The organism is Pseudomonas sp. FH1 (assembly GCF_000510895.2).
Lineage (GTDB): Bacteria > Pseudomonadota > Gammaproteobacteria > Pseudomonadales > Pseudomonadaceae > Aquipseudomonas > Aquipseudomonas azotoformans_A.
Genome location: NZ_AOHM01000145.1, coordinates 1 through 1,433, shown reverse-complemented (window position 1 = coordinate 1,433; position 1,433 = coordinate 1). Strand labels below are relative to the sequence as shown.

The 1,433-nt window shown below is 54.2% G+C and carries 1 protein-coding gene; it reads left to right on the top strand.

Annotated features, from left to right (window positions below):
• Positions 1-1,293, top strand: a 1,293-nt coding sequence (locus H096_RS31835; RefSeq protein ID WP_033903199.1) for a heavy metal translocating P-type ATPase, incomplete at its 5' end; no start/stop codon positions are given.
• Positions 1,294-1,433 lie beyond the last annotated feature (140 nt).

The following is a 1,433-nucleotide window of genomic DNA, read 5'->3' as shown; positions in this document are numbered from 1 at the left end:
GTCGGCGCCGACACCATGCTATCGCAGATAGTGCAAATGGTTGCTCTAGCCCAACGCTCCAAAGCGCCAATGCAAAGAATGGCCGACTCGATCGCCGGCTACTTTGTGATGGGGGTTATCGCGATTGCGTTGCTGACATTCTTAGGCTGGGGACTATTCGGCCCGGAACCCAGCTGGGTCTTCGGCCTGATCAACGCTGTCGCCGTACTTATCATCGCTTGCCCCTGTGCACTGGGTCTGGCAACGCCCATGTCGATCATGGTTTCGACGGGTAAAGCGGCCAGTATGGGTGTGCTGTTCAGGGACGCCAGTGCTATTGAAAACCTTTGCAAGATCGACACGCTGATTGTCGATAAAACGGGGACCCTGACAGAGGGACGGCCGGTATTTCACAGTGTGGAGGCCACACCAGATTTCAACCCACACGATGTTCTTCAACTGGCCGCTAGCCTTGATCAAGGCAGCGAACATCCTTTGGCGCACGCCATCGTCGATCACGCCCGAACTGAAAATATCGCGCTCACCAAGCCTGAATCGTTTGAGTCCGGGTCTGGGATTGGAGTCAGTGGCCTTGTTGATGGCAAGAAGGTACAGCTGGGCAACACAGCACTGATGGACGCTGCCGGTGTAAGCACTAAGGTCTTACAGTACCGTGCAGAGTTGTTGCGCCTTGAAGGCATCAGCATCATCTATCTAGCAGTTGACGGGGTTCTGGCAGGATTACTGGCGGTCTCAGATCCGATAAAACCGACCTCCAAAGAAGCAGTCACCAAGCTTAAAGCTGATAACGTAAAAATCATCATGGCCACCGGAGACGGGCTCACCACCGCACGTGCTGTCGCCAAGGAGATGGGTATTGAAGAGGTTCATGGAGAAGTTAAACCTCAGGACAAAGAGCGCCTGGTGGCGGACCTCCAGCGATACGGTCGAAAGGTTGCCATGGCCGGCGACGGTATCAACGACGCACCGGCCTTGGCGCGTGCAGATGTGGGCATTGCCATGGGTACAGGGACTGATGTCGCGATGAATAGCGCTCAGCTCACGCTGGTAAAAGGCGACCTGATGGGGATTCTACGGGCACGGGCACTTTCGGTTGCGACAGTAAAAAACATGCGGCAAAACTTGGGTTTCGCCTTCCTTTACAACTCAATGGGTATTCCCTTGGCCGCAGGCCTACTCTATCCGCTGACGGGGCACCTTCTGTCGCCAATGATCGCTGCGTTAGCCATGAGCGTCAGTTCTGCGTCTGTAGTTTTCAATGCTTTGAGACTGAGGAATACCCATATAGCTTGAGCGAAACCGTTGCTCGCACCCCACAAAACATAACTCTTGACCTTACCGCGGTGTCAACGTTGATGCTGTCATCGCGGTGAAAAGAGACCGCTCAGCACAAGAGGAATAACCATGTTCGTCTTAAACGTATCAGGCATTGG